This is a genomic window from Kribbella sp. NPDC056861 (genome assembly GCF_040687575.1).
Lineage (GTDB): Bacteria > Actinomycetota > Actinomycetes > Propionibacteriales > Kribbellaceae > Kribbella.
In genome coordinates this window covers 238,917-257,140 of record NZ_JBFBNQ010000006.1, presented here as the reverse complement: position 1 = coordinate 257,140, position 18,224 = coordinate 238,917, and the positions used below count along the sequence as shown (strand labels likewise).

Annotated in this window: 15 protein-coding genes; 8 read left to right on the top strand and 7 right to left on the bottom strand. The window is 68.3% G+C overall.

What is annotated here, in order from left to right; all coding sequences use genetic code 11:
• Nucleotides 1–23: 23 nt before the first annotated feature.
• The 3 genes from AB0P21_RS29385 to AB0P21_RS29375 are packed head-to-tail and all read left to right on the top strand — an operon-like array spanning nucleotide 24 to nucleotide 4,868.
• Nucleotides 24–2,345: a glycosyltransferase gene (locus AB0P21_RS29385; protein WP_363700470.1), complete on the top strand. Its 2,322-nt coding sequence runs from the start codon at nucleotides 24–26 to the stop codon at nucleotides 2,343–2,345.
• Nucleotides 2,345–3,175, top strand: a complete 831-nt coding sequence (locus AB0P21_RS29380) for a hypothetical protein (protein WP_363700469.1) — start codon at nucleotides 2,345–2,347, stop codon at nucleotides 3,173–3,175. Before AB0P21_RS29385 ends, AB0P21_RS29380 begins: the two co-directional genes overlap by 1 nt.
• Nucleotides 3,168–4,868 (top strand): hypothetical protein, encoded by a 1,701-nt coding sequence (locus AB0P21_RS29375; RefSeq protein WP_363700468.1) that lies wholly within the window; start codon nucleotides 3,168–3,170, stop codon nucleotides 4,866–4,868. The genes AB0P21_RS29380 and AB0P21_RS29375 overlap by 8 nt, the downstream gene beginning before the upstream one ends.
• Here AB0P21_RS29375 and AB0P21_RS29370 read toward each other — a convergent pair.
• Genes AB0P21_RS29370 through AB0P21_RS29355 form a run of 4 tightly spaced genes read right to left on the bottom strand, consistent with a single transcriptional unit; the run spans nucleotide 4,865 to nucleotide 8,899 of the window.
• Nucleotides 4,865–6,349 (bottom strand): class I SAM-dependent methyltransferase, encoded by a 1,485-nt coding sequence (locus AB0P21_RS29370; RefSeq protein ID WP_363700467.1) that lies wholly within the window; start codon nucleotides 6,347–6,349, stop codon nucleotides 4,865–4,867. The genes AB0P21_RS29375 and AB0P21_RS29370 overlap by 4 nt on opposite strands.
• Before the next feature lies 1 nt (nucleotide 6,350).
• A complete protein-coding gene (locus tag AB0P21_RS29365) occupies nucleotides 6,351–7,304 on the bottom strand; it encodes a glycosyltransferase family 2 protein (RefSeq protein WP_363700466.1) in 954 nt (317 codons plus the stop codon).
• A gap of 21 nt (nucleotides 7,305–7,325) precedes the next feature.
• Nucleotides 7,326–8,384, bottom strand: coding sequence for a pseudaminic acid synthase (gene pseI / locus AB0P21_RS29360; RefSeq protein WP_363700465.1), 1,059 nt, complete (start codon nucleotides 8,382–8,384; stop codon nucleotides 7,326–7,328).
• Nucleotides 8,381–8,899 carry a GNAT family N-acetyltransferase gene (locus tag AB0P21_RS29355; protein ID WP_363700464.1) on the bottom strand — a complete coding sequence of 173 codons (519 nt, stop codon included), beginning with the start codon at nucleotides 8,897–8,899 and terminating at the stop codon, nucleotides 8,381–8,383. Before AB0P21_RS29355 ends, pseI begins: the two co-directional genes overlap by 4 nt.
• Nucleotides 8,900–8,985: 86 nt before the next feature.
• Here AB0P21_RS29355 and AB0P21_RS29350 point away from each other — a divergent pair, with 86 nt between their 5' ends.
• The 3 genes from AB0P21_RS29350 (at nucleotide 8,986) to AB0P21_RS29340 (ending at nucleotide 12,825) form a co-directional block, all read left to right on the top strand.
• Entirely contained in the window at nucleotides 8,986–10,557 is a 1,572-nt protein-coding gene (locus tag AB0P21_RS29350) for a family 10 glycosylhydrolase (RefSeq protein ID WP_363700463.1), read from the top strand.
• Between the two features lie 6 nt (nucleotides 10,558–10,563).
• Nucleotides 10,564–11,316: a class I SAM-dependent methyltransferase gene (locus AB0P21_RS29345; protein WP_363700462.1), complete on the top strand. Its 753-nt coding sequence runs from the start codon at nucleotides 10,564–10,566 to the stop codon at nucleotides 11,314–11,316.
• A 129-nt stretch (nucleotides 11,317–11,445) separates the two neighbouring features.
• Nucleotides 11,446–12,825: a condensation domain-containing protein gene (locus tag AB0P21_RS29340; RefSeq protein WP_363700461.1), complete on the top strand. Its 1,380-nt coding sequence runs from the start codon at nucleotides 11,446–11,448 to the stop codon at nucleotides 12,823–12,825.
• Here the strand turns inward: AB0P21_RS29340 and AB0P21_RS29335 are convergent, their stop codons facing one another.
• Nucleotides 12,826–13,788, bottom strand: a complete 963-nt coding sequence (locus tag AB0P21_RS29335; protein WP_363700460.1) for a phosphotransferase — start codon at nucleotides 13,786–13,788, stop codon at nucleotides 12,826–12,828. It lies immediately after the preceding gene.
• Nucleotides 13,785–14,444: a TetR/AcrR family transcriptional regulator gene (locus tag AB0P21_RS29330; protein ID WP_363700459.1), complete on the bottom strand. Its 660-nt coding sequence runs from the start codon at nucleotides 14,442–14,444 to the stop codon at nucleotides 13,785–13,787. The genes AB0P21_RS29335 and AB0P21_RS29330 overlap by 4 nt, the downstream gene beginning before the upstream one ends.
• A gap of 80 nt (nucleotides 14,445–14,524) precedes the next feature.
• Between AB0P21_RS29330 and AB0P21_RS29325 the strand changes: the two genes are divergently transcribed.
• Together AB0P21_RS29325 and AB0P21_RS29320 are read left to right on the top strand one after the other, a co-directional pair.
• Nucleotides 14,525–14,911: a DUF1761 domain-containing protein gene (locus AB0P21_RS29325; protein ID WP_363700458.1), complete on the top strand. Its 387-nt coding sequence runs from the start codon at nucleotides 14,525–14,527 to the stop codon at nucleotides 14,909–14,911.
• 18 nt (nucleotides 14,912–14,929) lie between these two features.
• A complete protein-coding gene (locus tag AB0P21_RS29320) occupies nucleotides 14,930–15,232 on the top strand; it encodes a DUF1905 domain-containing protein (RefSeq protein WP_363700457.1) in 303 nt (100 codons plus the stop codon).
• Between the two features lie 6 nt (nucleotides 15,233–15,238).
• Here AB0P21_RS29320 and AB0P21_RS29315 read toward each other — a convergent pair whose 3' ends face one another.
• Nucleotides 15,239–18,139: a hypothetical protein gene (locus AB0P21_RS29315; protein WP_363700456.1), complete on the bottom strand. Its 2,901-nt coding sequence runs from the start codon at nucleotides 18,137–18,139 to the stop codon at nucleotides 15,239–15,241.
• Nucleotides 18,140–18,224 lie beyond the last annotated feature (85 nt).

Below are 18,224 nucleotides of genomic sequence, written 5' to 3'. Positions count from 1 at the left end.
GAGCCGAGGAGACAGAAGCAGTTGTGACGCCGCGGCTGAGCGTGGTTGTGCCGTTCTACAACGTCGGGGAGTACATCGGGGACTGCCTCGAGTCGATCGCCCGGCAGACCTTCGCGGACTTCGAGGCGATCCTGGTCGACGACGGGTCGCCGGACGACAGCGCCGCGATCGCGAAGGACTTCTGCGGCCGCGACTCCCGGTTCCGGATCGTCGAGCAGCACAACCAGGGCCTCGGGCCGGCCCGCAACACCGGCGTCCGGGAAGCCCGCGGTGAGTACCTGACCTTCGTCGACAGCGACGACCTGGTCAGCCGGCACGGGTTCGAGCGGTTGATCCACAGCCTCGACGAGACCGGCTCCTGCTTCGCCGGCGGCAACGCGCGACGGTTCAACAACAGCGCCGGGGTCCGGCCGTCGTGGATCCACCGGCTGCCGTTCGCCAAGGACCGGATCGCGACCCACGTGATCGAGACGCCCGACCTGATCCTGGACCGGATGATCTGGAACAAGGTCTACCGGCGGTCCTTCTGGGACGAGCACGGCTACGAGTTCCCGGCGATCCGCTACGAGGACTACCCGGTCACCCTGCAGGCCCATCTCGACGCGGTCACCGTCGACGCGCTCTCGGTGCCGGTCTACTACTGGCGCGAGCGCGAGTCCGGCGAGTCGATCACCCAGCAGAAGTTCCAGTTCGGCAACCTGGCCGACCGGGTCACGTCGGCCGAGCTGGTGCTCGACCTGATCGACTCGGGCCAGGCCGGCCTGGGCGAGATCAGGCGGAGGGTGCACTCGCACTTCACCCAGATCGACATGCTGACGCTGATGATGGCCTTCGGTCCGGTGCCGGAGTCGGAGGAGCAGGAGCTGGTACTGCTCGCCTCCCGCTTCCTGGAGCGGCTGGATCGCTCGGTGCTCAGCCGCGCTCACGGCTACGACCGGCTGCAGCACGCCGCCCTGCGAGCCGGGGACGTCGACCTGCTCCGCCGCCTCGCGAACTTCCGCAACGACGGCGGCCTGCGCGGCGGCGCTCGCGCTCTGGCCAAGCCGGGCCGGCGTCGCCAGTTCGAGCACAACTACCCGGGTGTGCACGAGCCGAACACGGCGATCCCGCGTTCGCTCTACCAGTTGCCCGCGCGCGAACTGACGCTCGCGACGACCGTGCAGGACCTGGCCTGGCGCGACGGCGGCCTGTCGATCAAGGGCACCGCCGAGATCCGCCACCTGGCGACCGACGCCTCGGCGGCGCTCCGGATCGCGCTGGTCATCGACGGCACCGAGACGCCGCTCGCCGTCCGCCGGTACGACGCCACCGACTCGCACGGCGACCTGGCCCCGGTCGGGTTCGAGGTGCACCTCGACAAGCCGTTGCTGGGCAAGCTGGCCGCGACGGGGGCGCCGGCGCACTTCGCAGTACGGATGAGGTCGGGGAAGGCTCGGCGCGAAGGCAAGTTGCGCGGGCAGAAGGCAGGCAGCCCGGGCTGGCCGCCCGGCAGCTGGATCTGCTCGAACAGCTGGGTCCAGCCCGGTCCCGGCGCCGACGGAGCCTTCGTACTGCGCCGGATGGTCGACCCGTGCCGGCTGACCTCGGTCGAGCAGTACGAAGACGCCCTGGTACTGCGTGGTCGCGTCCCCGCCGCCCTCGACAATCCCGAACTGCAGCTGACCCGGCCGCTGTCGGGACAGGACCAGGTGTTGTCGGTCGAGCTGTCGAGCGACCGGCGGTTCAGCGTCCGGATCCCTTATGCGCCGATCATCGCGGAGACCAACCCGGACGACCCGTTCAGTCAGCGCACCACCTGGGCGTTCCGCCTGGTCGGCAGCGACGGCACCGAGAAGCTGCTGCTCTGGACGGCCGAGGAGCAGGCCGTCAACCACCTGGAGCGCGGCCGGCTGGTCTCGCTGACCCGATCGACCGGCGGCTACGTCAACCTGCACGAGGGACCTGCCCGGCTGGTCGCCGAGCGGGTCGCAGTTGTTGCTGAGAGCAACGAATTGCGAATCAGCGGGCCGCTGACCGATGTCACCCACAGCTTCAGCTGGCGGCGCTATCTGGACGACTCCGACGACCACCTGGACGTGGTCTGCCGCAGCCGGCTGTCGGGTGGGCACTGGTCGGCTTCGGTGAAGCTGCCCGCCCTGATCCCGGCCAACCCGGTCGCACACGCGGTCGATCCGCTGGCCAGCCTGGCGGACTGGGTGCTGTTCGCGGTCTCGGCGGACGGTTCGGCGCAGGCCGTGCAGTGCGAGCCGTTCCTGGCCAGCCGGTTGCCTTTGGTGATCGAGCGGGACGGGCACACACTCGGAGTCCGGCCGCACGCAGGCACTCTTCATGTCGAGGTTCGCTGATGCACCACCACAACCACTACTACGGTCAGGCGCACATCCTGGCCCGGTACGCCGGGCTGAACGATGCCTACCCGCCCCGGCTGCGCGGCTACCTGCAGCACGGCTGGAACATCGGCGACGGCTGGAACCCGGTGCACGAGTTCTACGACGGTGCCTGGCGCTTCACCTGGAGTGACGCGCCGCGCCGCCGCGGACACGCGCTCGGCCGGCGGAACTACCACAGCATCGGCGCGCCTTTCCTCTACCTGCTGGACCTCGAGCCGGAGCTGGCGGTGGTGCCGGAGGAGGAGCGCGAAGGCACGCTCTGGTTCCTGTTCCACGGCTGGGAGGGCGGCAAGATCGAGGGCGATCACAAGCGCCTGATCGACGAGATCCGCGAGACCGAGCCCGGGCCGGTCACCTTCAGCCTCTACTACACCGAGTACGACCGGCCGGAGATCCGGCACGCGTACGAGGACGCCGGGTTCCGGGTGGTCTCCTTCGGCCGCCGCGGTTTCTCCTACGAGGGTACGGATCCGCGGTTCCTCTACAAGCAGCTCGCTGAGCTGCGCAAGCACAAGCGGGTGGCCGCGAACCGGCTGTCCACCGCGGTCTTCTACGGGATCGCGGCGGGCTGCGAGCCGGCCGTGTACGGCGACCCGATGCAGATGGCCGGTGAGAATCCGCTCTTCGGCGGCGAGGCGCGGATCGCGCGGCTGTGGCCGGAGCTGCTCGGCAAGGAGATCGACCTGGCGGCTGCCCGGGCGACCACCGAGCTGGAACTGGGCGTGCCGTGGATGATGCCGCCCGACGAACTTCGGATGTTGTTCGATTGGAGAGAGCGTGTCTGACAACCAGCTGGCCGTCGAGGTGGTTCGCGGTGAGATGCAGCCGTGGAGCGACTACAGCGGCAAGCGTGGGGCCGTCGGAGGCCCGGTGCTCCGGGCCCTGCTGACCGACGTACTCCCTGCTGGGGCACGCACCCTGATCGTCGGCCCGCACGCGGCCGACCTGGTCGCCGTCGCCGTCGAGAAGGCGTCGACCGCGACCATGCTGGTCCGCTCCGTCTCGGATGCGGCCGCGCTGGCTGAGCAGTTCCCTGACCTGCAGGTGATCGCGGGAGCCCTCGACGGCCTCGCCGGTACGACGTACGAGACGGTTGTCGCAGTGGACGGCCTGGACCGCGTGCTGGGCTACGACAGCGACGACCTCACCTGGCCGGAACGCCTGGACGCCTTGGCAGCACTCTGTACTCCGGAGACGGTGTTGCTGCTGGGCCTGGAGAACGAGTTCGCCCTCACCAGCCTCCTCGACCGCCGCCCACCCTTGGATCGCCACGGCGACGACGAGTGGCGTCCTCTCCACGACGACCCGGCGCGCCCGGTCTCCGCCGTGCAGTTGGCCTCCGAGCTGGCCCGCGTTGGCTTGCCGCTGCAAAGCGTCTACGCGTCCTTCTCTGACAAGACGCTGCTGGCAGTGGACGTCGCCGCAGCCGCCCGCCCAGGCACCCTGCCGACCCGGCTGGCCATCGAGGCCCTTGAGTCCACCGACGTCCCCCTGCTGGCCCCGATCGCCGAAGCCGCCGAAACCGCCTCCCGAGCAGGCCTGCTGGTATCGACCTCCACCGGCTGGCTCGCGGCCACAGGCGCTCCCGTCGAGCACGCCGTCTACAGCAGCACCGGCCCCGCGGTGCTCACGGCCGACCAGACCTCCACCGGCTGGTCAACTACTGCTGTTGCCTCCGAGGCACCTACCGTGGCTCCCCGTTCCACTCATCTTTCAGCCCGGCATGTCTCCTTCGACGCTTCCGCCGTGCCTGCTGAGGTTTCTGGTGGTGTCAGCGTCGAGACTCTCCTCTTCCGCTACGCCGCCGCCGAGGACGTGCCCGCCTTCCGCGAACTGGCCGCGCGACTGGGCGAGTGGGCCCTCGCGCAAACCAACCAGGTAGTACTCCGCTGGGACGACATCGTCGTCGACGGCGACTCGTTCGGCTTCGGCGTCTCAGGCTGGATCGCCGACGCCAACCGCACCGAACTGCTCGCCGCGGCCTGGCAGCGCTTCCACACCAGGCTGATCGGCAACCATCGACGGCACCCGTGGCCGCCATGGATGATCGGCGACGACCTGGTCACCGCCTGGCTGGCGATGTCCGGCGCCCCCGACGAACAAATTGCTCAAGGCAAGGAAATCGCCGCCGCGCTGGCCGCTGTGCTCGGCACCGTGGAGACCCCGGCGCCCGACGTCCGGACCGCGCTGGCCGACGCCGAGCGCGCCAAGCACGAACTCTTCGAGCTGCAGGGCCACGTCTTCGGGCTCGAGCGCACCCTCGGCTTCCGCGACAAGGCGCTCAAGACCCGCGAGACCCGCCTGCGCGAGCTGCGTCTGCAGGTGCAGAAGGCGAACGCCGAGCGCACCCGCTTCCGCAACTCCCGCGCCTTCGCCGTCACCACCGTGATCCGCAAGGCCGCGCTGATCCGCAACCCGCGCAAGTTCGCCTACAAGGTGAAGCGCCGGCTCAAGAAGAAGCTGGGCAACCGCTTCTAACGGCGGGCGACCAGCAACTGGTGGGTGTCCGGCCAGTCGACCGGCTCGCCGTCGGCGGTACTGATCGAGGCGACCGGAGCGATCCGGTTCTCGATCACCCAGTCGTTGCGCCACGCCTTCGAGGCCGGGTCGATGGTGAAGCCGGCCTGCTGCGCGACCGCTGACCAGCCGGCGAAGTTCAGTCCGCAGAATTGCTCGTGGGTCTCGCTCAACCAGTTGTCCACGTAGTCCTTGCGGGTCAGGAAGTCCATCGCGTCCGCCAGTCGCAGGACCAGCTTGCCCTCGCGTTCGGAGTACTCGAAGGGCACTGAGGCGTTGCGCCGGAAGTCCTGGGCGAACTGGAAGAACCGTGCCCTGGTGGAGAGTTTGGAGATGTACGCCGCCGGATCCGCCAGCGCCTCCAGCTCGGCCGGGGCATCCGGGTTCTCCCCGTCACTGTCGTCCAACGCCAGTACTACGCTCCGCTCCGGCTCGCCCGGGCCGCAGACATCGGAGTTCACCCAGACCCCGCCCGGCGCCGTGTGTGCGAACACCGCGTCCGCGAACCGCTGGACCGTCTCCGGACGCGAGCCGTCGGCGTACGACCAGATCTCGTGGGTCAGGGCCAGCGTGAGCGTGGTGTCGATCGAGCGGGGCGTGAAGACGGCCGAGCCGAGCATGTTGCGCTGGTAGAAGTAGACGTTCGGGTTGTGGAAGAGTCCTTGCTCCTTCTTGTGCACGCATTCGGCGTACAGGTGCCGGGCGACCTCGACGCCGATCAGGTCCGACTCGTGGAACCGCGGGTCGGCGTCGACGAGTTGCAGGGTCGCGCCGGTCGCGCAGCCGATGTCGAGGATCCGGCCGGGCCGGACGAAGTCCTTGATCTGCAGCCATTTGCGGTCGGCCGCGGTCTCGAAGGCGTCCGCGTAGGTCTTGTAGTCGCGGGTGGTGGTCAGCCCGCCGTCGTCGCCGACCACCGGATCGTTCACGCAGCGCTGGATGTGCGCGTCCAGGTGGTAGCGGTCGAAGACGTCGACGGTCGCCGGGTGGGCCAGCTTCCGCCAGTCTTTATTGCCCTCAGCAACCATCAGCAGGACGTCCCATGGCCGGTGCTGGTCCTCGGGCTCGACCCCAACCACCTGGTAGCCGAGCTGCTCGTAGAGCTTGGCGACCTCCGGCGTCGAGCAGGCGACGACCGTGTTGCCCGGATGCAACTGCACCTGGTCGTCCGTGCCGGCTTCGACCGCCTTGATGGTGACGTCGGCGAAGTCGTCGGTCGGTGGGGTGTCGACCACGCCGATCACCAGCGACCGGATCCCGACCGCCACGCTGAGCCGCTCGATCGCGGCCTCGCGCCGGTCGAAGGGCACCGGGTTGCGCTTGGTGGTGTGGTGGTTGGCCGAGGTGACCGCCCAGACGATCGTCGCGTCGTACCGGCGCAGGAACTCCGCCTGGAACCGGGTCAGCACGTGGTGCCGGCCGGGGAAGAGGAGGTACTCCATGTCAGTCTGCCTCACGCTTGATGTCGGGGTGGGCGTCCACGTCGGTGCGCTCACGGATCACGTAGGTCGGCCGGCCCATCGAGCCGGAGTGCAGCCTGCCGACGTACTCGCCGAGGACGCCGAGGGCCAGCATCTGGGCGCCGGAGAACAGCGCGACCATCGACGCGATGGTGGTGAACCCGGCCACCGTGGTCGCGCCGGTGACGTACTTGACGATGATCACGCCGAACAGCCCGACGCCGAAGACCGCGCAGATGAAGCCGAGGTACCCGACCAGCCGCAGCGGCTCCACGGAGTACCCGGTGATCAGGGTGAGCGCGTGCTTCATCAGCATCCAGGTCGTGTAGTTCGACTGGCCGTCGGCGCGCTGCTCCATCCGGACCGTGGTCTGCGCAATCCGTGTCGTGGACCACGACAACGCCACGTCGACCGACGCGTGCGGCCCGTCCAGCCCGTCGAACCCGTCCCGCAGGAAGGTCCGGAAGGCCCGGAACGCGCTGATCGACCGCGCGTCCCGCACCGCCATCGCCGACGCCAGCGCCCCCTTGACCAGCCGCGACGAGAAGCTCCGCGCGAACCCGTGCTCCTCCTCGACCGGTACGCCGTACACCAGGTCGACGTCGTCGGTCAGCGCCCGCAACAACACCGGCACCTGATCGGCGGGATGCTGCAGGTCGTCGTCCATCGTCACCACCACGCCGTACCGCGCGTTCCGCACGCCGGCGATCAACGCGTTGTGCTGCCCGTAGTTCCGCGCCAGCCGCATCGCCCGGACCTCGTCGTACTTCGTCGCCAGCTCACTCGCGACCTGCCAGGTGTCGTCCGGACTCCCGTCCACCACCAGCACGATCTCGAACCCGGTCGTCGCGTCCGGCAACACCTGCACCAGCTCGTCGATCAGCCGCGGCAGAGTCGCCGCCGACCGGTAGCACGGCACCACAACAGAGACGAGCACGACTTGCCTTTCGAACTGCGGTTACAGGAGGTCCCAGGTCAGGGCGGTGCCGGCTGGGGTGTCGGTGCGGAAGGGGCGGCCTTCGACGGTCGTGTAGGCGTCCGGGGGGAGGCCGCCGGCTGGGCGGACCGAGCGGACGTTGCCGGGGGAGACCTGCTCGCCGGCCTTGACGTCGCGGGTGACGTAGAGGGAGCGGCGGAAGCGGAGGACGTTCTGTTCGGCTTGTTTGGGGCCGATGATCGGCTCGCCGAGGGCCTCGTGGGCGATGGTGGTGCCTTCGACCAGGGCCCTGACCTCGTGTGGTTCGAGGGAGAACGCCGAGTCGACGCCGCCGTCGGAGCGGGACAGGGTGACGTGCTTCTCGATCACTGTCGCGCCGAGGGCGACAGCCGCGATCGAGGCGCCGATGCCCATCGTGTGGTCCGAGAGACCGACCTGTACGCCGAGGGCGTCGCGTAGTACGGGGATGCCGCGGAGGTTCGACTGGTCGGCGGGGGCCGGGTAGCTCGCCGTACAGGAGAGGACGACGAGCTGCTCGTTGCCGGTGGAGCGGGCGGCGCGGACGGCCGCGTCGATGTCGGTCAGCGTCGCCGAGCCGGTGGAGATGATCACCGGCTTGCCGGTCGCGGCCATCGCGCGGACCAGCGGCAGGTCGCCGATCTCGTTGGACGCGACCTTGTAGCCCGGCACGTCGAGCTTCTCCAGCAGGTCGATCGCGGTCTGGTCGAACGGCGACGCGAACGCGACCATGCCGAGCGAGTTGGCCAGCTCGAACAACGGCTCGAACCAGGACCAGGGCGTGTGCGCCTCTTCGTACAGCTCGTGCAGGTGCCGGTCGGCCCACAGCTTGTGATCGCCCGGCAGCCGGAACGCGGGCAGGTCGACGTCCAGCGTCATGGTGTCCGCGGTGTAGGCCTGCAGCTTGAGCGCCTGGACGCCGGTGTCGCCCATCGCCCGGACGATCTCCTGGGCCCGCTCGAAGTCGCCGTTGTGGTTGCCCGACATCTCGGCGATCACCAGCGGCCGGTGCTCCGGCCCGATCGGTACGCCGCCGAAGTCGATGGTCCGGGTGGCGCTCATGAGGTTCCCTTCGGCGTACGGCGGTCTTGCCTGGCCAGCGTGATCGGCAGCACGGTGAGCTCGCGGCCGTCGACCGAGCGGATCTCGGGCTCGCCTTCGGTGAACCGGAACCGCCGGTTCATCTGCCGGACGACGGTGTTGTGCTCGAGCACCTCGCCGGTCAGCTCGTCCAGGCCGAGGGTGTCGAAGGCGTAGCCGGTGGCTTCCTTCATCACCTCGATCCAGGCAGGCAGCGTCTCGCCGGTCTCGGCCAGGCCGTCGGCGTCGAGGAAGAATCCCCAGGCAGCGGTCTTCCGGCCGGGGTCCAGGTCGAAGATGTTCACCACGCCCGCGGTCCGGCCGTCGCGATCGTAGATCAGCACCTGTCGGGTCGGGTCGGTACGTGTCCTGGCCCACCACCCCGCGTGCTCGGCGGCGGAGATCTCGTGCGCGGTGAGGCTGACGTCGCGGTTGGCCTGCTGGTTGCGCAGAGCCCGGATGGTGTCGACGTCGTCGTCCGTCGCCTGGCGCAGCATGGCCCAACCGTACCGACCTCTTCTGCGCCGGGCCCAACTGTGTAACTATTTTTCGACTTCATCCCTGGAATCAGTCGGAGAGTGACATGCAAGCCAGCCGGATCATAGCCCTGCTCAGCGCGTCGGCCCTGCTCCTGACCGGCGCGTTCACCGGTGCGGCTGGTACAGCTGGTGCTGTGCAGCCCACGCCAGCAGCCGCCGCGTCCTGTCCGCCGGACGCCAGTACTCCGCTGCGCCAGTTCCGCGCCAGCTGGGTGTCGTCGGTGGTCAACATCGACTGGCCCTCGAAGATCGGGCTGACCCCCGACCAGCAGAAGGCCGAGCTGATCGGCTGGTTCGAGGACGCCGTCCGGCAGCACCACAACGCGGTCATCCTGCAGATCCGCCCGACCGCCGACGCCTTCTGGCCGTCGAAGGTCGAGCCATGGTCGCAGTACCTGACCGGCACGCAGGGCGGCAATCCCGGCTACGACCCGCTGGCCTTCGCCGTCGCCGAGGCGCACAAGCGCAACCTGGAGCTGCACGGCTGGTTCAACCCGTACCGGCTGTCGATGGGCACCAACCTCAACGCGCTGATCCCGACGCACCCGGCCCGGCTGCACCCGGATTGGGTGGTCACCTACGGCGGCAAGCTCTACTACAACCCGGGGATCCCCGCGGCCCGCAAGCTGGTCGAGGACGCGATCATGGACGCCGTCGCGAACTACGACCTCGACGGGGTGCACTTCGACGACTACTTCTACCCGTACCCGGTGGCGGGTCAGGTGTTCGACGACGCGGCCACGTATGCGCAGTACGGGGCCGGCTTCCCGACCGTGGCGGAGTGGCGGCGCAACAACATCAACCTGTTGATCCAGGAGATCCAGCAGCGGATCAAGGCGATCAAGCCGTGGGTGAAGTTCGGCATCTCGCCGTTCGCCGTCTGGCGCAACAAGGCGACCGACCCGCTCGGCTCCGACACCACTGCCGGTGTGCAGACCTACGACGACCTCGCTGCCGACACCCGGCGCTGGGTGCGCGAGGAGTGGATCGACTACATCGTGCCGCAGGTCTACTGGGCCGGCGGCTTCGCTCCGGCCGACTACAACAAGATCGTGCCGTGGTGGGCCGAGCAGGTCCGCGGTACTCGCGTGCATCTCTACATCGGGCAGGCGACGTACAAGGTCGGTACGTCGACGCAGTCGCCCGACTGGGCGGACCCCGCTGAGCTGAGTGACCATTTGGCCTTCAACACAACGATTCCTGAGGTCAAGGGCGACATCTTCTTCTCCGCCAAGGACGTCCGCGCCGACCGACTCGGCGCGACGAGCCTGCTGAACAGCACTTGGTACACGCGCCCGGCGCTCATCCCCGCGATGCCTTCACTCGACTCGCGTGCGCCGCTACCGGTCCATGCCTTGCGAGCTTCGCGTTCGGCGGCCGGCGTCAAGCTGCAATGGAAGCCGACCTCAGCCGACAGTACGTCGTACGCGATCTACCGGCGCGACCTGACCGGTGGCGACTGGTGCGCCGACAACGACGCCCGCAACCTGCTCACCACCCTGCGATCCACTAGCTACATAGACACAACCGCCGTCCCCGGCCACCACTACCTGTACTCCGTAACAGCCCTCGACCGAGCCTCCAACCAAAGCCTCCCCATTCCCGCCATAAGCTAGCCAGTTATGACCGGTTATGACGTACTTGCCGATGTGTACGAGTGGCTGATCTCGGACGCGAAGTTGCCTCCGGCCCAGTTCGCTGCGTCGTTCGACGACGTCCTCGGTCAGCTGCCGTCGAACGCTCGCGTCCTCGATTGCTCCTGCGGAACCGGACAGTTGGCGGTCGGCCTCGCTGGTCGTGGCCTGCAGGTGGTCGCGACTGATGCCAGCGAAGCGATGGTTCGTCGTACTGCGGAGTTGGCTGAGGAGTTCGGGGCAACGGTGCAGGCCGAGCGGGCGAGCTGGGAAGAGTTGCCCGAGCATTTCGAGGACGGCACGTTCGACCTGGTGTTCTGCGTTGGCAACTCGCTGCACCATGCCCCGGGCGTGACAGCCAGGGTCGCTGCTCTGGCGTCGATGTCACGCCTGCTGCGCCCTGGCGGGCGCTTGGTACTCACCTCCCGCACCTGGGAACTCGTACGGTCCAGAGGCTCCCGACTGGACATCAGTGACCGCCTTGTCCGCCGGAACGGTCGCGATGCCGTCGTGATCTACCGCTGGGATATCGCGGCACAGTGGGAGGAAGAGCACCACATCGAGATCGCGATCGCGCAGGTTGATGCGGCTGGGCCGGTTCTTGTCCGCTCGGAACTGCTGTCGTGCTGGCCCTACCGATACGACGAACTCCTGGCCGAATTGCACCAGGTCGGACTCCGGATGGAAACCAGCACGTACGACCCTGAGGCCGAGAACTACACGGTGGTGGCGACCAAGTAGGGCTTTCGCTGGATCGACGCGCCCAGTAGCACCGCGACGGCCGACCTGAGGTGCTAAATCTAGGTGAGCTTTCCTGCGCGGGGTGTTCTTCGCGCGGCCCGCCCCAGGTCAGTGAAAGGTTGGTTCCGCGTGATCACCGAGAGTGCGACCGAGGCGGTTTTCGGCGGTGGACGGTCGCGGGTCGCGCCGTTGACCTGGGGGCAGCAGGGGACCTGGGACGGCATTCACGAATGGCTCCCGGAGATCAAGCCGTTCTTCACCCTGACCCGCTGGTTGTCGGTGCCGCTCGTGCTGACCCTGCCGGATGTCCTGGAGCAGCTGGGCGAACTGCTGAACCGGCACGAGTCCTTGCGGACCCTCTACCGCTCGAGCGCGCGGGGTGGTGCGACCCAGGAGGTGCTGGCCGCCGGCACCGTCGCGGTGACCCTGTTCGATCGGCCGGCCGATGACCCGGTCGAGTTCCACGAGCTGGTCGAGGAGAGTCTCCGCCGGGCCAAGGAGACCGCCTGGGACTACGGCACCGAGCTGCCGGTCCGCTTCTACGTCGCGATGCACGAAGGCATCCCGGTACTGGTGACCTTCGGCGTCTCGCACCTGTCCTCGGACTACCTGAGTGCTGACCTGCTCTCGAAGGAGCTGGCCGCACTGTTGCAGGCAAAGGTGGACGGCAGCGCCCCACCGGCTGCCCGATCGTCGATGCAGCCGGTCGACCTGGCGATGTTCGAGAACTCGCCGGACGGGCAACTGCTGAACGTCGAGGCGATCAGGTACCAGCGCGAGCAGTACAAGAAGTACCAGCCGAGCATGCTTCCCTTGCGGTCCGAGCCACTGACGCCGCGGTTCCGCCGCGGCGAGCTGGAGTCGGACGCCGTACCGGTCGCGGTGCGGGCGGCCGCGCGTCGCCATCGGACCTCTCCGTCGGCCGTGCTGTTGTCCATCACGACCGCTCTGGTTCGCTCGATCGCCGGGGCGGACGTCTACTCGATCGACATCATGCAGAGCAATCGGCTGCTGCCCGAGCTGGTCGGCGCGGTGAACACCCTGAACCAGATCGTGCCGACGGCGATCGACCTGACGGCGGACTCGTTCGAGGAGATCGTCCGGCAGTCGGCGGTGGCGATGGACGGAGCCCGCCGGCACGGCCGGTACGACGCTCGGTCGGCCCGGGCGATGGCGCTCTCGCTCAGAGGGCCGGACTGGGAGCCGGGCTCACAGTTCAACGACATGTGGTCGCTGCTGCCCCGGCCGAAACGGCCGGTGGCCACGGACGAGGCCGAGCTGAATGCGTTGGCCGAGCGGACGACGTTCAGCTGGCCGGAGATGACCCATGACGAGGGCATGGTGCTGTTCCTCGACATCCGGGGGACGGCCGACCGGATCCAGCTGTCGATGATGGCGGACACCGCCTTGCTGCCACCGGCGCAGATCGAGGCTTTCCTGTACGCCTTCGAGCGAACGGCCATCCAGCTGGCCGTCGCGGACGTGGACCTGGAGACGCTCCGGCTGTAGCTACCAGACGAGTCCGTCCAGATGGTTGTGGCCGGACAGCAGACGAGCGATGCGGCCCTGCGCTGCTTCGCGTACCTCGGGCTGTGGGTGGTGTGCATGGAGTGCGAGCTCGCTGTACATGTCGTAGAAGTTCAGCCGCTCGCGCAGCTGCTCGCGCTCGAACAGCTCCGGATATACGCCTCGCAGCCAGCCGGGGAGTTCGGTGAGGGTGGTCTCGTCGAGGCCCTGTTCGTCGGGTGTGGGTGGGTACTCCCGTGATCTCGCGCACCAGCGCAGGATGGTGTCGAGCTCGGCATCGGCCGGCTGAGCCAGCGCTTCCGCGAAGTCGATGATTCCGGTGACGCGGCCTTGGTCGACGATCACGTTGGAACCATGGAGATCGCCGTGGACGAGGACGGGGTGGTCGGTGGCGAACAACGCCAGCCGTTCCTGGATCCAGTCGGTGACGTCGGCGAGGAGGCGCGAGTCGTGGCCGGGTAGTCGCTGGGCAGCCTCGACCAGATGGAGCGTCGCGCTCACCACGGGTGGGTGGTACGCAGGCCATGGCTTGCCGGCGAGTGCGTCGGTCAGCCAGGGCGGCAGTAGGTCTGGTGGGACGGGGATGCGGTGAAGGGCGCTTAAGGCGGTGCCGAGGCTTTCGATCATTGCTCGGCGCGTGTGTGGGTCCGCTGTTGGCCAGGCGTCGTACAGGGTTTGGCCGGGGAGGCGTTCGGAGACGTACCACGGTCCGTCGGGTCCGTTGCCATGGGCAACGTGTTGGGCGTGCGGGACCTCGCTGCCGGCCAGCAGGTCGACGACCGCGGCTTCGTGGCGATAAGCATCGCGGAACTGTCCGTTGGTCAGTCGTACGACGTACTCGTCGCCGACCCAGACGCGGCTGACCCAGCCGGCCTTCGGAAGAAAGTGGCCGGTCGTCGGCAGTCCCGCGGCGTTGAGCGTTCTGCGCAACGCGGGATCAGTCATGAGCCTTTGCCGACCCTCGCCGACCCCGCTGGGCCGAAGCGGCTGATGAAGGTGGCTACGCCCTGGTCGGCCAGCTCGGCGAGTTCGTCGGCGGAGTACGGCGCGGCGCCGGCTTGCAAGGTGAGGCGGTTGAGGGGGGCTGCGATGACGAGCCAGGTCAGTTGCTCGGCGGCGAGTTCGGGGTTGTCGAGTTGCAGGAGTCCGCGGTCGGCCATCACGCGGAGGGCCTTGGCGAGCATCTGGATGTTGCGGGTCCAGCTTCGCTCGACGTAGTCCGCGGCGATCTCGGGGAAGCGGGATGCTTCGGCGGCGATCAGGGTGCGCATCTGGAGGACCGGCGGGCTCAGGATTCCGGCTTGCATGATGCGGGCGATGCCGAGCAGGCCGGCGTGGGCGTCGTCAGTCGCGGCGAGAGCCTCGGCGTGCGGCTTCATCCCGTCGGAGCCGCGCTCGACCCAGTCGCGGACGACGGCGGAGTACAGCTCGTCCTTCGACGGGTAGTCGCGGTAGAGCGACTGTTTCGACACGTGCGCCCGCGCGGCGACCGCGTCCATCGTGGTGCCGCGGAAGCCCTGCTCGGTGAACAGTTCGCGGGCGAGGTCCAGGAGTTGCCGGGTGTCGCTGCCGCGCGGGCGGCCTCTCGAAGACGGGGACATGGGAGGAGTTTAGTACTTGACAGTACGGAAGTCGATGGTGATTATGGTACTCAGTCGTACTAAACAATCTGGAGGCCGTCATGATCGTCGTCGGGATCGCCGCCGCAGCACTCGCGGCGTTTGTGCTCAGCTCGGTGTACTACGCGGTGGTGACGCCGCTGGAGCAGAAGGCGGTCGGACCCGCCGCGCTGGATCGAGGCCGTCCCGCTGCCTGGAAGGTGGTCGTCGAGGTACTGCGCACCGCGCTGGTCGCCGCGATGTTCGCCTGGGTCGCCGATCGCGGCGGGGAGCTGAGTCTCGGGCACACGCTGCCGCTCGCGCTGGTGCTGTGGGTCGGGTTTCCATTCGTGCTGCTGACCGGATCGGTGATCTGGGAGAAGGTCCACCCGGCCACCGCCGCACTGCACGCCGGCGACTGGCTGCTGAAGCTGGTGCTGATCGCCGTCGCCGTCGGCCTACTCCACTGAGTCGAAAGGATGTTTGTGATGAACAGAGCAACTGCAGTAGCGAAGGCCGGACCGCTCGACCACACCTTCACCGCGACGCTCGTGCAAAGCCCCGCCAAGGGTGGCTGGACCTATCTGGTGATGGACGGGTCCGCCGAGTACTTCGGGACGCGCGGGTTGGTCAAGGTTGCCGGCACTGTCGATGAGGTGCCGTTCACCAGTTCGTTCATGGCTCTGGGGGATGGGACGCACAAGCTTCCTGTTGCCGCTGCGCTGCGTCGACGGGTCGGCAAGGAGGCGGGGGAGAGCGTTGTGGTGCATCTCAGTGAGCGGGTGGGGTAGGGGTTTTTATGGGGTTGAAGGGGGCGTCTGGGTGGGGAAGGCGCCGGGGGTTTGGGTGGGGAAGCTGCCGGGGGTTTGCGTGGGGAAGCCGGTCGGGGTTTGGGACGGGGAGGCGCTTGGGGTCTGTGAGACGCAGGGGCTGGCTGTCGGTGACGGAGTACCGGTCGGTGTCTCCGTGGGGAAGCCGCCGGGGGTTTGCGTGGGGAATCCGCCCGGCGTCTGCGTCGGGAATCCGCCGGGTGTCTGGGTGGTGGGGAAGCCGCCAGGTGTCTGGCTCGGCACCCCGCCGGGAGTTTGGCTCGGGAGCCCGCCTGGGGTTTGGGTTGGGAAGCTCCCAGGTGTCTGGCTGGGCGAGCTGCCGGGACTTTCGGCCGCGGCACCCTGGGGAGCGGCGCCGGCCGGCGGGCGGGACGTGGGGAAGCCGCCGGGCGTCTGCGAGGCGAACCCGCTCGGGGTCTGCACTGGGAAACCGCCAGGCGTCTGCGACGGGAACCCACCCGGCGTCTGACTGGGGAACCCGCCCGGGGTTTGTGACGGGAACCCACCCGGCGTCTGCGACGGGAAGCCACCTGGTGTCTGTGACGGGAAACCACCTGGTGTCTGACTCGGGAAGCCGCCAGGCGTTTGCGTCGGGAAGCCCGGCGTCTGGCTCGGGAAACCAGGGGTCTGCGAAGGAAAGCCTGGCGTCTGGGTCGGGCACGGGTTCAGCGGCGGGAACGGACTACCCGACGGCGGCGGCCCGACCTGATAGATCCGCACCGTCCCATAGTGGAACCGCAGCGGCGCCAACTTCTCCAACTCCTCCGGCGGAGTCCCCACCCGCTCGTCCGCCAGCAACCACTGCACCCCGTACTTCGTACGCAGCGTCTCCAGCACCTCCCGCGTCGGAGCGGTGAAAGCCTCGTCGTTCACCCGCCGCCGCTCCGGATCCCAGTAAGCACCCTGGATCTTCTCGTCCGCCGCATAGCTGTCGTCGACGCGCTGCTTGTAGGCCCAGCCCTCCACCAACACCCGCCGTTCGGCGTACCCAGCAAGCCAGTAGGACCCGGTCAGGCAGCTGTCGGTACCGGCCTGGCGGCAGTGGATGTTCGTGGCGATCAGGTCGTTCGGTCCCGAGTTCCGGCGGATGAAGCGGGCCGCCTCGATCCCACCCGGCGCGATCGACTCGTACGACGTCAGCGCGGGCGCGGCGAACTCCTTCAGCGACCCCAGCGTCGGCGACACCGTCAGGCCCAGTACGACCGAGACGGCGACCACTGCCCACATCTGCCGCTTGAGTCGCAGCAGCAAGGCCAGGGCACCGGTACCGATGACAGCGATGACCAGTGCGACCACCAGCGGCTGACCGAAGCAGTTCGCGCTCGTGCATGACTCCTCCGAGCGGTACCGGCCCCAGTAGATCGCGGCGGCTCCGATCAGCAGTGCCGGCGCGGCGACGTAGTACTGCTTGCGGTTGAGCGATCCCAGACCCCACGTGGCGATCAGTACGCCGTAGATGAAGCCGGTACGCACGAAGAACACCTGTGTCTGGCCACTGTCGTACAGCAGTCCGGCAGCGATGACCGAAGCCAGCAGCCCGACCAGCAGGAACACCACCATCGGATCGCGGGGCTCACGCCGCTTGATCAGCACCAGGCCGGCGGCAGGCAGCAACCAGCCGACCACCACGATCGCTGCGATCACCAGTACCGCTTCAGTGGTGTGCAGCGGGGTCATCACGTCCATCATGTGCCGGAACGTCCTGGCCGGCTGGAACTCGATCCCGGACGGCGTCCCCCGCAGTACGACGAAGAAGGTGAACGCGTAGCTGGCGGCGATCCCGGCGCCGAGCACCAGCGCTCGCAGGTTGACCCGCCCGGCTCGCACGGTGAGGTAGACCCAGGCAGCGGCCAGCCCAGCGGCGTACACGGGGAGGGCGGAGGCCTTGGCCGCGGAGATCGCGGCGATCAGCACAGCAGCCGCTACCAGCATGCCGATGACCTGGGCGCGCGTCTGGGACGGCTTCCGGCGGAGCAGCATCGCAGTGATGGCTATCAGCGGCAGCATCAGCACAGTGGAGAACGCCTGCGACGGGTTGGTCAGCTGCCCCATCGAGAACGGGCTGTCGTTGAACAGACGGGCATCTACTGCCCAGGGCCAGGCTGCAAGGTCTCCTGCGGCCACAGTGAGGCCGGCGGCGATCGGAGCCGCCACTGACCGTCCAGTGAGTACTACGCCGACTGCTGCCGCGCCGAGGACTGTGAGCAGGAGGAAGGCGAAGGGCGCCATCCGCTGGGTCAGTACGTCGAGCTCGACGCTGGTGATCCAGTGTGCCGACGCCAAGTGGTCGTAGGCAGCGAAGTGGCTGGTGAGTGGCCTGCCGGACGCGTAGGGGAGCTGCGGCGGGAAGTGATGGGTCAGCTCAGCAGCGAGCGCCAGGTTGCGCGAGGCGTCGGAGTCGGACCGCAGAGCCGCGGGCCCGTCGATCGGGATCAGCTGAGACCCGACCCGGACGAACCAGGCAGCGACCACACCGACAGCGAGCATCACGCCGGCCATCGCCCACCAGGGCGTCGGCTTCACCGGCTGCTTGCTCCGCGGGAACGCGCGGTAGACGCCGAACGCGAGCGATGGCATCACCAGCACCGCGAGCGGGATGTCGAAGTACCGGACGACCGGATAGATCAGTGCCTCGACCGCCAGACCGAACGACGTACCGAGGGCGGCGTCGACGGTGAACCAGCCGGTGCCACCGGTCAGCCGGCGCCAGAACAGCGTGCCGGGGACGGCGATCACGAGCAGCAGATAGCCGAGGTAGGCCGCCGACATCCACGGGGTGTGGTCCTGCAACGCGATGAACCAGGCGAGCGGAAGCACGGGCAGGCTCACCATCGCGGCAAGGCCCATCGCCCGTCCTGGTCTCGTCATACCGGTCCTCTCGGTCGCGTCCACTGCATACGGAGAGAGCCCCGGACGACGAAAAGTTCAGTAACTGCCACTACTGCTGTCACAG

Bases quoted from the DNA above. Each gene is read 5' to 3' on its own strand.
- AB0P21_RS29325 (WP_363700458.1), top strand. From the start codon at position 14,525: ATGATCGTCGTCGGGATCGCCGCCGCAGCACTCGCGGCGTTTGTGCTC.
- AB0P21_RS29350 (WP_363700463.1), top strand. From the start codon at position 8,986: ATGCAAGCCAGCCGGATCATAGCCCTGCTCAGCGCGTCGGCCCTGCTC.
- pseI (WP_363700465.1), bottom strand. From the start codon at position 8,384: ATGAGCGCCACCCGGACCATCGACTTCGGCGGCGTACCGATCGGGCCG.
- AB0P21_RS29320 (WP_363700457.1), top strand. From the start codon at position 14,930: ATGAACAGAGCAACTGCAGTAGCGAAGGCCGGACCGCTCGACCACACC.
- AB0P21_RS29315 (WP_363700456.1), bottom strand. From the start codon at position 18,139: ATGACGAGACCAGGACGGGCGATGGGCCTTGCCGCGATGGTGAGCCTG.
- AB0P21_RS29370 (WP_363700467.1), bottom strand. From the start codon at position 6,349: ATGGAGTACCTCCTCTTCCCCGGCCGGCACCACGTGCTGACCCGGTTC.
- AB0P21_RS29345 (WP_363700462.1), top strand. From the start codon at position 10,564: ATGACCGGTTATGACGTACTTGCCGATGTGTACGAGTGGCTGATCTCG.
- AB0P21_RS29335 (WP_363700460.1), bottom strand. From the start codon at position 13,788: ATGACTGATCCCGCGTTGCGCAGAACGCTCAACGCCGCGGGACTGCCG.
- AB0P21_RS29380 (WP_363700469.1), top strand. From the start codon at position 2,345: ATGCACCACCACAACCACTACTACGGTCAGGCGCACATCCTGGCCCGG.
- AB0P21_RS29330 (WP_363700459.1), bottom strand. From the start codon at position 14,444: ATGTCCCCGTCTTCGAGAGGCCGCCCGCGCGGCAGCGACACCCGGCAA.
- AB0P21_RS29355 (WP_363700464.1), bottom strand. From the start codon at position 8,899: ATGCTGCGCCAGGCGACGGACGACGACGTCGACACCATCCGGGCTCTG.